The organism is Pikeienuella sp. (assembly GCF_046290545.1).
In the GTDB taxonomy this organism is placed as follows: domain Bacteria; phylum Pseudomonadota; class Alphaproteobacteria; order Rhodobacterales; family Rhodobacteraceae; genus Pikeienuella.
The window spans coordinates 55097-68120 of the sequence record NZ_JBKAGV010000015.1 but is presented as its reverse complement, the minus strand read 5'-3'; the positions used below and the strand labels follow the sequence as shown (position 1 = coordinate 68120).

Here is a 13024-nt window from a genome sequence, read left to right as displayed (position 1 = left end):
TCCCCATCCCCGAAAACCAGGAGGCTCCGATGGCCGCGAAAGCGCCGAAGGCCGATACTCACGTCTTCATGGACCGGAGCTTCACGCTCCCGATCGACAACGTGCGGGCCCGCACCCTCCCCGCCGGCTGGCGCGGCCGGGTCACGAAGGCGGAGGCGAAGGAGATCGTCGACGCCGGCGCCGGGCGCGTCGAGCCGGACGCCGCGGAGATCGAGGCCGCCGCCGCCGCGAAGGCCGCGGAAGAGGCGGCGAAGACGGCGGGCGCCTGAGCCGATGGCCTGGAATCCCGCCGCCCCGGTCGCCGCCGCCTTCGCGCGGTTCGGCTCGGACGTGACGGTCGACCCCGAATGGACGCCGGGGCGGGTGATCCGCGCCATCGTCGATCTCTCGACGGGGGGCGAGACGATCCGCGGGCGGGAGATCGTGGCCGACGGCGGCGACCTTCGCGTCCGCGCGGAGGACCTCGCCGCGCTCCCGGCGGGGACGGTGATCGACGTCGCCGCGCCGGGCGGCGCGATCCGCCGGGTGGTGCAGGGCGAACCCCGCTGGGAGGACCCGAACCGGCTCGTGGCGATCCTCGCGACCGGGGAGCCGCGCTGATGTTGCCGCGCCGCATCGAGGTCGCGCTGCGCGGGGATCTGGAAAAGTTCATGCGCGACGAGCTGAAGAAGGCCGAGCGCGCCGTGAAGGCGGGCATTGAAATCGCGGGACGAGAACTCAAGGAAGAACTGAGGGCGCAGGTTCGCAGCGCGGGTCTTGGGAACCGGGTCGCCAACGCCTGGCGACACGCTGTCTATCCGACCGGGAAGCCTTCCCTCAACGCCGCCGCATCGGTCTATTCCAATGCGCCTGCCATCCACACAGCCTTCGATCGCGGAGAGACGGTGCGAAGCCCGAAGGGCGTGTGGCTTGCGATCCCGACGGAGAACGCGCCGCAGAAGATCGGGTTCAAGGCGATCAAGCCTTCAACCTTCCCGGAAAGTCAGTTCGGCAAGCTTCGGTTCGTCCAGCTTAAGGGCCGGAAGGATCTGGCGCTGCTCGTCGTCGACAAGCTGCGCCGGAGGAAGGGAAAGCGCGGCGGGTTCACCAAGGCCTCCGCGACTGCGCTTCGAAAGGGCGACTTCGAAGACTCGATCCCGATGTTCTGGCTCATTCCGGAGGCGAAGTTGAAGAAGAAGACCGACGTCTTCGGCGCGGCGCGACGCTGGGAAGCGCAAATTCCCCGCCTGATCGATCAGGAATTCGAGAAGCTCGACGCCGCCGACCGGGGGCGCGAATGACCACCCGTCACGAAGCCGCCGCCGCCGCCCTCGCCGCGCTCGTCGCCGCGGCCGTTCCGTGCGGGGTGAGCCGCGGCGACGCGCGCCCGGCGCGCTGCCCGGCGGAGGGGCTCGCCTGGGTGAGCTTCGAGGACCCGGAGGAAGTCGGCCGCAGGCTCGGCACGGGCGTCCGCGAATTCGAGCGCGAGGCGAACGTCACGATCGTCGTGCAGGACCCGGAGGACGGGTTCCGCCGCGGCCTCCTCGAGGCGCGGATCGAGGCGCTGGGGGCGGCGCTGGCCGGCGCCGCGCTCTCCGCCCCGCTCGACCATATCGAGATCGGCGGCCTCGAATACGATTCGGACGTGGACGTCGAGGCCGCCGCCCCGATCTCGGCCGCGACCGTCGCCGTGACGCTCTTCTACGAAACCCCATCCAACACGCTGGAGGACCTCTGATGGCCAATGCACGCGGGGACCGCGCGATCTGGACGATGCGCCGGCAGGCCGATTTCACCACGGCCGAGGCGGCCGGGGACGGCGAGTATTACAAGCTGCCGTTCTACTCGATCAACGCCGCGGCGGCGGAGGAGCTGAGCCCCGACGACACGCTGACGGGGGACGCGCTGCCGCCCGACGCGATCCCGGGCCTCCGCTCGCTTTCCGGCGATGCGGAGGTGCCGCTCGGCCTCGCCTCGCTCGGCTGGCATCTCCGCGGCCTTTTCGGCGCGCCGGCGACGACCGGGGCGGGCGACCCCTACACCCATGTCTTCACCGCGAAAGCCGCGCCGGCGCTGGCGCATCACACCGCCTGCATCACGCATCCGCAGGCGGCGGCCGGCGCGGGCGTGCATTTCCACCAGACCGGGATCACCCACACCGAATTCAGCCTCAGCGCGCGGAAGGATGGCCAGCGCGCCCGCGCCCGGTTCGGCCTGATCGGTTTTTCGGAGACGAAGGGCGGCGCGGCGCTCGACACGACCCCGGTCGAGTTCGCGGACGACCCGACGCCGATCGGCTTTCAGGGCGTCCTCTTCCGCGGCGCGTCGCAGGACGCGGCGGTGACGGCGGCGGAATTCCGCGTCGCCTCCGGCGTGACGCCCGACCAGGAGACGCTGAACGGCCTCGCCACGCCCGCGGGGCTCGACGAGGGGAAATGGGAGGTGACGGGCTCGCTCACCGCCCGCTTCCGCGACGCCGCGCTCTACGACGCGGCGGAGGCCGGGACGCTGCAGAATTTCGAGCTGCGCTACATCCTCTCCGCCTCCCGCTCGGCCGTCTTCCGCGTCCACAACGCGCGGCTGGAGCGCACCGGCATCCCGATCCAGGGCGGGGACGTGATCTCGGCCACATTCAACTTCCGCGCCGGGCGCCCCGGCTCGGGCGACAGCCCCTTCACCGCGACGCTGAAGAACGGCGTCGCGAATTACGACAACCCGGCGTGAGGCGCGCATGATCCGCCTCGGCCCCCTCCTGACCGAAGAGCGCGACGTCCCGCTCGGCATGGGCGTCACGATCCGGCTCAAGCCCGTCACCTATGCCGGGATGAAGGCGGTCGAGGCCGGCGCCTTCCGCAAGGCGCGGGCGCGGGCCGGGGAGGCCTCCGCGCTCGGCGCGGAAGCGCTCGACGGGGCCGACCCGGAGGCGCTCGCCGCCTATCAGGACGAGATCACCGGCATCGCCGAGGAGCTGATGCTGGACGCGCTCGTCGCCCGCTTCGCCGTCTCGTGGGACGGGGTGGCGAACGAGACGGGCGAAGCGCCCGCGCCGCTGAACCCGGAGAACTGGCGCAAGCTGCGGGAGGGCTTCCCCTTCATGGCGGATCGCGTCCGCGCCGCGCTGCATCGCCCGGTCAACCTGGCGGCCGCCGAGGGAAACGCCTGAGCGCCCTCGCCCGCTGGCATGCGGGCGGGGGCGCGGAACACTGCGCCGGATGCCGGGAAGAACCCGGCTTCGGCTGCGACCGCTGGGGCGGAAAGGGCCGCTGCCCCGAGGATGAACACGCGCCCGAGACGGAGGAGGGCGCCGCGCTCTGGGCGGCCTTTCCGCTCCTGATCGGGCAGCTCCGAACCTCCGCCGCCGGCCCGGCGGGCCTCGACTATCCGGCCTGCCGCGAGATCGCCGCGGGCCTCGGCGCGGGCGGGGCGGCCCTGCCGCTCCTCCTCCCCTGCCTCGAAGCCGGGCTCCTCGAAGGGCTCCGGGCGCGCGGCGACAGACAAGAGGGATCGCGATGACGAGACGATACGGCGTCCGGCTCTCGGCCGAGGGCGCGCGCGCCTTCGAGGCGGAATTCCAGCGGACGGGCAAGCGCGCCGAAGACGCGATGCGCGGGATCCAGCGCGCCGCCGCCCCCGCCTCCACGGGGCTCCGCGTCTTCAACGCCGCGGCGGGGCAGGCGCGGGACTCGCTCGAAGGCCTGGCGAGCCGCGCCGGGCCGGTGGCGTCCCTCGCCCGCGTCCTCGGCCCGGGGGGCCTCCTCGGCGGCGCCGCGGTCGGCGGGCTGATCGGCCTCGGCGCGGCGGCGAAGAACGCGGCGAACGAGATCGCGCAGATCGGCGACGCCGCCGACCGGGCGCAGATCGACGTGGACGTCTACGAGGAGCTCGGCGCGGCGCTGACCATCGTCGGGCAATCCTCGAACGGGCTCGAATCCTCCCTCTCCTCGCTCGTGCGGAAAACGGGCGAGGCGCGGGCGGGGATCGGCGAGGCCGCGAAGGTCTTCGAGCAGCTCGGCGTCACGCTCACCAACGCCAACGGCAGCCGCAAGAGCGACGCCGAGCTGATCGACGAGATCGCGGACGCCTTCGCCCGCCTGCCGGACGGGGCGACGCGGGCGGCCTTCGCGCAGAAACTCTTCGAGGAGGGCGGGCGCTCGCTCGTCTCGGTGCTCGGCGAGGGGTCGGCGGCGCTTCGCGACTATGTCGAGCAGGCGCGGGAGGCCGGGGCGCTGCTCGGCGGCGAGCTGATCCGCTCGGCGCAGGAGGTCAACGCCCAGTTCGGCATCCAGTCGCAGGTCGTCGGCGTCCAGCTCAAACGTGCCTTTCTGGAGGCGGCTCCCGCTATCGCGTCCCTTGGTGAGAATTTGAGGGGGCTTGTGCCTCCGATGCTCGAATTTCTCTCAACCGTTGTGGCGGGCGTCAACGAGATGGGGGCGCTGGTCGGCCTCGCCGAGCGACCGCTGCGCGTGCAACTTTCGACCAACATCGAGGACCTGCGAAAGGTCCAGAACGAGATCGCGACGCTCTCGGCCGAGGAAGGCGGGATGTTCGAGGGCATCCGGCGGGAGCGACTGCGGTCGCTGCGCGAGGAGGAGGCGGCGCTCTCCGCCCGCAACCGGGAGCTTTCCGACCTCCTCGACGCGGAGGCGCGCGCGAACCGGATCGTGACGCCGGATGTCACGCTCCCCGAGTTCCGCCTGCCCGGCGGCGGCGCCTCCGACCTGGAGAAGGAGGCCGAGGCCTTCGAGCGGCTGATCGCGGCCTCCGGCCAGCGCACCATCGGGCTGATCGACCAGGCGGAGCTGCTCGGCAAGGTCGGCGAGGAGGCGGCCTTCCTCGAGGAGCGGTTCCGGCTGATCAACGCGGCGGTGCAACAGGGCGTGACGCTGGACGACGCCCGCATCGCGCGGATCGAGGCGGAGGCGCGGGGCTACGCCGCGCAGGCCTCCGCGCTCGACGGGCTCACGGCGGCGCAGAAACTGCTGACCGAAAGCCAGGCGGCGGACCTCACCGTGGCGGAGCAGGTCGCGGCGGAGCGGGAGCGGCTGACGGCGCTCCTGCCCTTCCTCACCGAGCTGACGCATGACCAGGCGGAGGCGGAGCGCGTGCTCGCCGATGCGCTGGCGCGCTCCGCGACGGACATCGAGGAGAAGGCCGCGCGCTCGACCGGCGCGCTGGGGGACATCAGGGGCGGGCTGAAATCGGTTCTGACCGGCTCCGCCTCGCTGGAGCAGGGGTTCACCGGCGCGCTCAACCGGATGGCCGACCGGCTGCTCGACTTCGCGCTCGATCCCGCCTTCGACCTGATCGCGCGGAACCTCGCGGGGCTCGGCGGCGGCGCGGGCGGCGGCGGGTTCTTCGGCTCGCTCTTCGGCGCAATCGGCGGGCTTTTCGCGCCGAGCGCGAAGGGGAACGTCTTCGGCCCCTCGGGCCTGACCGCCTTCGCCAATGGCGGCGTCGTGGACGGGCCGACCTTCTTTCCCTTCCGCGGCGGCCTCGGACTGATGGGCGAGGCCGGGCCGGAGGCGATCCTGCCGCTCAGCCGCCTGCCCGGCGGGGCGCTCGGCGTCCGGGCCGAGGGCGCGGGCGGGGGCGGGGCGGTCGTCAACATCACGGTCACCGTCGACGCCTCCGGCGCGCGAGAGCCGCAGGCGGTGGCGGACAAGACCGGCCAGGCCGTGCTTCAGGCGCTGATCAATGCGGGCGTGGACGCGCGGCTTGTCCGGCAGATGAGCCCCGGCGGCCTCCTCGACCGGCGCTTCGACGCGCGGCGCGGGATCTGACATGCCGCCGCCCGCCCTCGTCCCCCCGAAGCCCCCGGCGGTCAGCGGCTTCCGCGTCTCGGCGCAGCCGCAGATCTACCGCGCCGAGTTCGAGGGCGGCTATTCGCAGCGCTCGCGCAAGGGGCCGGGCAATGTCGCCCGCCGCGGGACGCTCTCCTGGGTCAACCTGAGCGCGGCGGAGCGCGACGCGCTCATGGGCTTTTTCGAGGCGCGGGGCGGCTCGGAGGCCTTCACCTACCAGCTCCCCGGCCATGACGCGGCGCAGCTCTGGACGGCGCCGGCCTGGTCCTACGCCCCCTCCCGCTCCGGCCTGAAATGGGACGTGAGCGCCGACCTGACCGAAGAGAAGGACATCCTCTGATGCCGGAGGCGATCAACAGCGACGCGCGGCGCGCGGCGGAAGGGTTCGACCTCGGCGCCGTGGTCGAGCTCTTCACGCTCGACGCCTCGCCCGTGGGCGGCGGCGTCCATCGCTTCGCGCCCGCGCCGGTGGACGGGCCTTCGGGCCCCGCCGCGCCGGTTTTCGACGGGCTGGCCTACACGCCGATCCCCTTCGACTCGACGGGCTGGGAATGGAGCGCGGACGGGCCGCTGCCCGCGCCGGAGCTGACCTTCCGCATGGCGCGGGAGGACGGCGCGGTGAGCGGCGCGGCGACGACGCTCCTCTCCCTCGTCGCGCTCTACGACGATCTCGTCGGCTGCCCGGTGACGCGCACGCTGACGCTCCGGCGCTTCCTCGATGACGGGGAGGAGGCGAACGGCGCGGCGCATTTCGGGGTCGAGCGCTACGTCATCGACCAGAAGACCGGCCAGGGCGCGGATTTCATCAGCTTCCGCCTCGCGACCGGGATCGACCATGCCGGGCTCCAGCTCCCGCGGCGGCAGGCGATCAACCGCTGCCAGCATCGCTATCGGGTGCCCGACGGGCTGGGCGGCTTCGATTATGCGAAGGCGACCTGCCCCTATGTCGGCGCGGCGCTGTTCGACGCGCTCGGCGCCTCGACCGCGGACCCGGCGGAGGATCGCTGCGGGCTGATCCTCGCCCATTGCAAGCTGCGCTTCGGCGCCAACGCTGTGCTGCCCTTCAACGGATTCCCCGGCGTCGGGAGGCTGCGTTGAACGGGGGTGTGATGGGCGCGCACGCGCCGGACTGGTGGCGCCGCCCCGGCGGCCCGTTCACCGAATCCGTGATCGCCGCCGCCTGCGCCCATGCGGCGCGGGAGGCCCCGCGGGAAAGCGTCGGCGCGGTCGTCGACGGGGCCTATGTTCCGCTCGAAAACGTGGCGGAGGACCCGGCGGCGCAGTTCATGGTCGGGGCGGAGGCGGCGGGCGCGCTCTTCGCCGCGGGGCGGCTCGAAGGCTTCGTCCATTCCCATCCGGGCGGCCCGGCGCATCCCTCCGCCGCCGACATGCGGGGCCAGCGGGACAGCGCCGCGCCCTGGGCCATCGTGATCCCGGGAGAGGGGGGCGGCCGCCTCGCCTGCCGCTGGGGCGACGGCGCGCCGCCGCTCTTCGACGCGGCGGGCGCGCATCTCCCCCGCGAATTCCTGCACGGCGTCGCCGATTGCTACACGCTGATCCGGGACTGGCAGGCGGAGGCCCGCGGCCTCGCCCTGCCCGACTACCCGCGGGACTGGGAATGGTGGGCCGAGCCCGGCGCGAACCTCTACCTCGACAATCTCGAAGACGCCGGCTTCCGCGTCGTCAGCCGGGACCAGTCCGCCTTCGCCGGGCTCGCGCAGCCGGGCGACGTCTACCTCATGGCGATCCGCGCGAAGGCGCCCAATCACGGCGGCGTCTATCTCGGCGACGGCCTCGCGCTCGAACACATGCCCGGCCGCCTTTCCGGCGCGCGCCCGGTCGGCCCGCTCCTGCGGCACGTCACCCACTGGCTGAGGAGGGACGTATGAGCGTTTCCGAAGGAAACGTCTCCCGCGCAGCGGTTTCGGAGAAACCGCGGGAGCGCATGAGCGCCGCTTCGGCTCCCCTGCGCACGATCCGGCTCCACGGCGCGCTCGGCGCGCGATTCGGGCGCGTGTTCCGCCTCGCCGTCGCCTCGCCGGCCGAGGCGGTGCGCGCGCTCTCCGCGCAGCTCCCCGGCTTCCGCGCCGCCATCGAGGCGGGGGCCTGGCGCGTCTATCGCGGGCCGCGGAAGGCCGGACGCGATCTCGACGAGCGGGAGCTGCGGCTCGGCCTCGGCGCGGCGGAGCGGGAGGTGCATTTCGTCCCCGCCGTGGCGGGCGCGAAGCAGGGCGGGCTCGGCAAGGTCATCCTCGGCACGCTGCTCGTGGCGGCGAGCTTCATCGTGCCGCCGGCGGGCGTCTTCGGCGTCGCGGCGCTCAGCGGCTCGGCTGTCTTCGGCCTCGGCCTCTCGCTCGGCCTCGCCGGGCTCAGCCAGGCGCTGGCGCCGACGCCCGCCGCCGCCCGCTACGCCGAGCGCGACCCGGAGGCGCGCTCCAACCTCTTCGGCGCGCCGGTCAACATCACGTCGGAGGGCGCGGCGATCCCGGTCGTTTTCGGAACCTGCGAGGTCGGCTCCGTCGTCGTCTCCTCCGCGATCCGGACGGAGCGGCGATGAACGCGCGCGCGACCATCTCCGCCGCGCCCGTCTCCGGCGCAAAAGGCGCGCCCCCGGCGCCGCGGGAATTCCCGGACACGCTGCTCGTCGATTCGACGGCCTACATCGTGGACGTGATCTCCGAGGGCGAGATCGAGGGCTGGGCGACGCCGGAGGCCCCGGCGAAGTCGATCTTCTTCGACGGCGTGCCGCTGCAGAACGCCGCCGGCGACTTCAACTTCGAGGGCGTCGAGTTCACGCTCCGGACCGGGACGGAAAGCCAGACGCCGCCGAAGGGCTTCGCGAATGTCGTCAACGAGATCGCCGTCGGCCTGAAGGTCGTGCAGGCGACGCCGGTCGTCCGCACGGTGACGGATGCGGAGGTCGACGCCGTCCAGGTCAAGGTCGGCACGCCGACCCTGACGACGCTGCGCGAGAGCGGGAATCTCGCCGGGGGGCGCATCCGCTACGCCATCGACGTGCAGGAAGGGGCCGGGCCGTGGGTTCTCGGCGCGGAGCGGGAGATCCACGGCAAGACGACCTCCGGCTTCGAGCGGCGCATCCGCGTCGAGCTGCCGGAGACGCGGCCCGTGAGCGTCCGGGTCCGGCGGATCAGCGACGATTCCTCGTCCTCGACCGTGCAGGACGATCTCTTCTTCATCTCGATCACGGAGGTGATCGACGCGAAGCTGGAATATCCCGGCACGGCCTATGTCGCGATCTCCTTTCCGGCGGAGGCTTTCGGCGGGCGCATCCCGCGCCGCTCCTACGCGATCCGGGGGCTGAAATGCCTCGTGCCCTCGAACTACACGCCCGCGACGCGGGCCTATTCGGGCATCTGGGACGGGACCTTCGTCCGCGCCCACACGGATAACCCCGCCTGGGCCTGGTATACGGCGCTGGTGGACGAGCGCTGGGGCCTCGGGGAGCGGGTCTCGCCCGATTCGGTCGACAAATGGGCGCTCTACGCCATCGGCCAGTATTGCGACGAGCTGGTGGACGACGGAAAGGGCGGGACGGAGCCGCGCTTCACCTTCAACGGCCCCCTCGACCGGCAGGAAAACGCGATCGAGGTGCTGCGGATGATCGCCAGCGCCTTCCGCGGCGCGACCTACTGGTCCGCCGGCGCCGTGGTGCCCGTGGCGGACCGGCCTTCGGACCCGGTGAAGCTCGTCACCAACGCGAATGTCGAGGAGATCACCTATTCCGGCGTGCCGCTCTCGGCCCGGCACACGGCGGCCGTCGTCTCCTGCCGCGATCCGGGCGACAACTACGCGATCAAGCCGACCGCGGTGCATGACGACCCGGAGCTGATCCGCCGCTACGGCCGCCGCCAGCGCGACGTGACGCTGCCCTTCTGCACGTCGGACGGGGAGGCGCTCCGCGCCGCGAAATGGATCGTGGAGACGGACGGGCGGGGCGGCGAGCGGGCGAGCTGGCGCGCCGGGTTCGACCATGCCGGCCTCCGGCCCGGCGACGCGGTGCTCCTCAGCGACAAGCACCGGATCGGCCAGCGCCTGGGCGGCCGGGTGCGGGAGGTGGAAAGCGCGACGCTGATCCATCTCGACAGCCCGATCCCCGCCGCCCTCGCGACGGGCCTGAAGATCGCCGTCTCGACCGATGTGGGCGACTTCGTGGAGCGGAACGTCGCCCCTTCGACCTTCACGGGCGTGAGCGAGGCGAGCGCGATCACGCTGACCGCCGCGCTCCCCGCCTCCGTCGTCGCCGGCGCAGTCTGGTTCGCCACGGCGGCCGCCATCGCGCCCCGGCGCTTCAAGATCCTCGCCAACGCGCCGGAGCCGGACAACCGCTTCACCATCTCCGCCGTCGAGGAGGACGCCGGAAAATGGGCGCGGGTCGAGCAGGGGATCATCGTCGACCGCGCGCCGCCGCATCTCCTGCCGCCCGCCGGCGCGCCCGCCGCGCCGACCGGGCTCCAGGTCGTCGAATGGGCGCGGGCGCGGCCGGGGAGCCGCGCGCTCCCCGTCGCGACGCTGGGCTGGAACTCGCCTGCCGACCCGCGGATCGACAGCTGGCAATGGGCGGCGCTGGAGCCGGCCGGGGCGTGGACGCCGCCGGCGCGGGTCTACACGCCCTCGGCGGACATCCCGCTCGAAAGCGGGATCGTCGACGGCTACCGCTTCCGCGTCCGGGCGGCGACGACGGACGGGCAGGTCTCCGGCTGGGCGGAGATCGAGTTCGATCCGGTGGGCGCGAACGCCGCGCCCGCGCCGCCGGCCGGGCTGGCCGCCGCCTCCGGCGTGGGGCGCAACGTCGTCTCCTGGCAGATGCCGGAGGAGCCGGATTTCCGGCATGTCGAGGTCCTCGTCAACAGCGTGCTGAACAGCTCGACCGCGGCCGTCCTCGGCCGCACCGCCTCCACCTCGCTGCCCGACGAGGGGCTCGGCGTCGGGCAGACCCGCTACTACTGGGCCCGCACGGTGACCCATGCGGAGACGAACAACGTCTCCGCCCTCGCCGGCCCGGTCTCCGCCGTCTCATCCGGCGTCGGCTCCGCGCTCCTGCTCGAGGAGAGCGTCGGGCTCGGCAAGCTGAGCGCCGCGGTCCAGGGGATCGTCGAGGGCGTCGACGGCTCGATCGTGCTCACGAGCGGCGCGGGCGGGCGGATCGCGGGCGTCGCCATCGTCGGCGGCGCGGCGACCTCGGAAGTGGCGATCCTCGCCGACAGGTTCCGGATCGCCCGGCCGGACGGAACCGGCGTCAAGCAGGTCTTCGCCGTCGGCGCGATCAACGGCGTCTCCCAGGTCGGGATCAGTGGCGACGTGCTGATCGACGGCACGCTGCTGGCCCGGCATATCGGGGCGAACCAGGTGACGGCCGACAAGATCAACGTCACGAACCTCTCGGCGATCTCCGCCAATCTCGGCAGCATCGTCGTCGGCGAGGCGAATATCGGCTCGCTCGCGGTGACCGGCCTGAAGATCGGCCCGGAGGCGGTCGACTGGGACAAGCTGAAGCCGGAGGCGGGCGGGAAGATCAAGTTCTCGACCGGCTTCTTCGGGTCCGTGGCCGGCGGCGGCACGCGGCAGCTCGACAACATCGTCCTGCCCCGGACCGGCAAGGTGATGGTCGATCTCCGGATCATCCAGGCGACGCGCGCCGGATCGGCCGGCTCCTTCTTCCTCCGGATCGGCGCGAGCGGGAACCACGGCTCCTCCGGCGCCTTTCTCGGGACAATCGAGGAACGGGTGATCGTCGGCCTCAACGAAGTGCCGTCGGGGAGCAGCCCGATCACCCTCGTCTTCAACAACAGCATGACGGACATCGAGGTGGAGGCGAAGATTTTCGCGTTTTACTCATGAAGTTCGCCGCCTGCGCCGCGCCCCTCCCGGCGACCGTCGAGCATGTCTTCACGATGGAGACGCAGGGCGAGGCGGATGCGCTGGCCGCCGCGAACGGCATGATCGCCGTGGCGACGGCGGAGGAGTTCGTGCGCCCGCGCCTCTGGTGGATCGACGGGGCCGGCTCCGTCGCCGCCCGCCCGTCGCCGCCCCCGCCCCCTGCCCTGAATGCGGGCGTGGAGGCGGACTGGGCCGGGCTGCCCCCCGGCGCGACGGTGCGCGTCGTCGACCCCTCGCTCGATCCGCCCGCCGAGGTCGGCGCGGACACGGCGAGCGGTGCGGGATTGCTCGCCATACGGATCGACGCGGCCGGCCCGTGGCGGCTCGTGGTGGACGAGGCGTTCCCAACGCTCGCCGCGGTCTTCGACATCGAGGTCGGGGAATGAGCCTCGTGATCCCGGCCCGCGCCGCGCCCGAGGCGCTGAAACGCACCCGGTTCTGGCTCTACGCGCTCTCGATCGGCGTCACCAAGGCCGACGTCCACGCCGCGATCGACGGGCTGGAGACAGCGCAGGCGATCACGGCGGCCGACGCCGAGCGGCTCCGCATCAAGGTCGACGACGCGGAGATCTACGAGCGGCTCGACCCGGACCTTCTCGCCCTCGCGCAGGTGATGGGCATCGCCGCCGACCAGGCCGCGCTCGACGCGCATTTCCGCTCCGCACGGGGCCTCTGAGGGAGACAAGATGGCCGACCTGCGACCCCCGCGCCCCCTGCACGCCGCGACGCTCGACCTGCACCACGCCGTCGAGGCGACGGCCGTGGGCGCCGCGATGGCGGCGGGCCGCCCGCCGCGTCTCTGGTATGCCGGCTGGCTGGCGATGAAGGGCGCGCTGCATGCGCGGCTCGACCCCGCGCTGGCGCCCGCCTCGCGCCGGGCCGCGCTTTACGCCGCCGACCTCGCGGCGCTGGGGATCCGGGCGGCGCCCCCGGCGGCGGTCGCGGCGCATGTCGCGTGGATCGACGCGACGGACGACCCGGCCGAGCGCGAGCGGCGGGTGACGGGCGCGGCCTATGTCATGGTCGGCGGCGCGCTGATGGGCGGCGAGGTGATCCGCCGCCGGCTCGACCCCGCGCTGCCGTCCGAGAGCTTCAGGTCGCCGGACCGCGCAACGGAGATGGCGATGCTGCAGCAATACCGCCAGCGGGCCGACTGCGTCGCCGAGGCGCGGGCCTGTTTTCAGGCGCTGATCGACGCCTGCGCGGAAATCGAGGGATGGGCATGACCACAGTGATGAGAAATCTGGTCCGCGTCGCGACGGCGACGACGGGGACGGGGACGATTGCGCTCGGGCCCGGAATCTCCGGCGCGCTCAGCTTCGCGCAGGCGGGCGTGCCGGACGGCG

General features: G+C 72.8%; 15 protein-coding genes. All 15 read left to right on the top strand.

From position 1 onward, the window contains the following. The first annotated feature begins 29 nt into the window (after window positions 1-29). The 15 genes from ACE37J_RS13870 (at window position 30) to ACE37J_RS13800 (ending at window position 12904) form a co-directional block, all read left to right on the top strand. Window positions 30-269, top strand: a complete 240-nt coding sequence (locus ACE37J_RS13870; RefSeq protein ID WP_409711903.1) for a hypothetical protein — start codon at window positions 30-32, stop codon at window positions 267-269. Window positions 270-273: 4 nt separating this feature from the next. After that, the gene (locus ACE37J_RS13865) at window positions 274-600 is read left to right on the top strand and encodes a hypothetical protein (RefSeq protein ID WP_409711901.1); all 327 of its coding nucleotides are present in this window, start codon (window positions 274-276) and stop codon (window positions 598-600) included. Further along, a complete protein-coding gene (locus ACE37J_RS13860) occupies window positions 600-1280 on the top strand; it encodes a DUF6441 family protein (RefSeq protein ID WP_409711899.1) in 681 nt (226 codons plus the stop codon). The genes ACE37J_RS13865 and ACE37J_RS13860 overlap by 1 nt, the downstream gene beginning before the upstream one ends. After that, on the top strand, window positions 1277-1717 hold the full coding sequence (locus ACE37J_RS13855) for a hypothetical protein (protein WP_409711897.1): 441 nt from the start codon (window positions 1277-1279) through the stop codon (window positions 1715-1717). Before ACE37J_RS13860 ends, ACE37J_RS13855 begins: the two co-directional genes overlap by 4 nt. Continuing rightward, on the top strand, window positions 1717-2703 hold the full coding sequence (locus tag ACE37J_RS13850) for a phage tail tube protein (protein ID WP_409711895.1): 987 nt from the start codon (window positions 1717-1719) through the stop codon (window positions 2701-2703). Before ACE37J_RS13855 ends, ACE37J_RS13850 begins: the two co-directional genes overlap by 1 nt. 7 nt (window positions 2704-2710) lie before the next feature. Further along, window positions 2711-3142 carry a hypothetical protein gene (locus ACE37J_RS13845; protein ID WP_409711893.1) on the top strand — a complete coding sequence of 144 codons (432 nt, stop codon included), beginning with the start codon at window positions 2711-2713 and terminating at the stop codon, window positions 3140-3142. Between the two features lie 346 nt (window positions 3143-3488). Then, on the top strand, window positions 3489-5759 hold the full coding sequence (locus ACE37J_RS13840) for a phage tail tape measure protein (RefSeq protein ID WP_409711891.1): 2271 nt from the start codon (window positions 3489-3491) through the stop codon (window positions 5757-5759). Window position 5760: 1 nt separating this feature from the next. Then, entirely contained in the window at window positions 5761-6120 is a 360-nt protein-coding gene (locus tag ACE37J_RS13835) for a hypothetical protein (protein WP_409711889.1), read from the top strand. Continuing rightward, a complete protein-coding gene (locus tag ACE37J_RS13830; protein ID WP_409711887.1) occupies window positions 6120-6878 on the top strand; it encodes a phage minor tail protein L in 759 nt (252 codons plus the stop codon). Before ACE37J_RS13835 ends, ACE37J_RS13830 begins: the two co-directional genes overlap by 1 nt. An 11-nt stretch (window positions 6879-6889) precedes the next feature. Further along, window positions 6890-7669, top strand: coding sequence for a Mov34/MPN/PAD-1 family protein (locus ACE37J_RS13825; protein WP_409711885.1), 780 nt, complete (start codon window positions 6890-6892; stop codon window positions 7667-7669). Next, a complete protein-coding gene (locus tag ACE37J_RS13820) occupies window positions 7666-8337 on the top strand; it encodes a hypothetical protein (protein ID WP_409711883.1) in 672 nt (223 codons plus the stop codon). The genes ACE37J_RS13825 and ACE37J_RS13820 overlap by 4 nt, the downstream gene beginning before the upstream one ends. Next, a complete protein-coding gene (locus ACE37J_RS13815) occupies window positions 8334-11639 on the top strand; it encodes a host specificity protein J (RefSeq protein ID WP_409711881.1) in 3306 nt (1101 codons plus the stop codon). The genes ACE37J_RS13820 and ACE37J_RS13815 overlap by 4 nt, the downstream gene beginning before the upstream one ends. Continuing rightward, window positions 11636-12064 carry a hypothetical protein gene (locus tag ACE37J_RS13810; RefSeq protein WP_409711879.1) on the top strand — a complete coding sequence of 143 codons (429 nt, stop codon included), beginning with the start codon at window positions 11636-11638 and terminating at the stop codon, window positions 12062-12064. The genes ACE37J_RS13815 and ACE37J_RS13810 overlap by 4 nt, the downstream gene beginning before the upstream one ends. Continuing rightward, the gene (locus ACE37J_RS13805) at window positions 12061-12354 is read left to right on the top strand and encodes a hypothetical protein (RefSeq protein WP_409711877.1); all 294 of its coding nucleotides are present in this window, start codon (window positions 12061-12063) and stop codon (window positions 12352-12354) included. Before ACE37J_RS13810 ends, ACE37J_RS13805 begins: the two co-directional genes overlap by 4 nt. Before the next feature lie 10 nt (window positions 12355-12364). Further along, entirely contained in the window at window positions 12365-12904 is a 540-nt protein-coding gene (locus ACE37J_RS13800; RefSeq protein ID WP_409711875.1) for a hypothetical protein, read from the top strand. The last annotated feature ends 120 nt before the right edge of the window (window positions 12905-13024 follow it).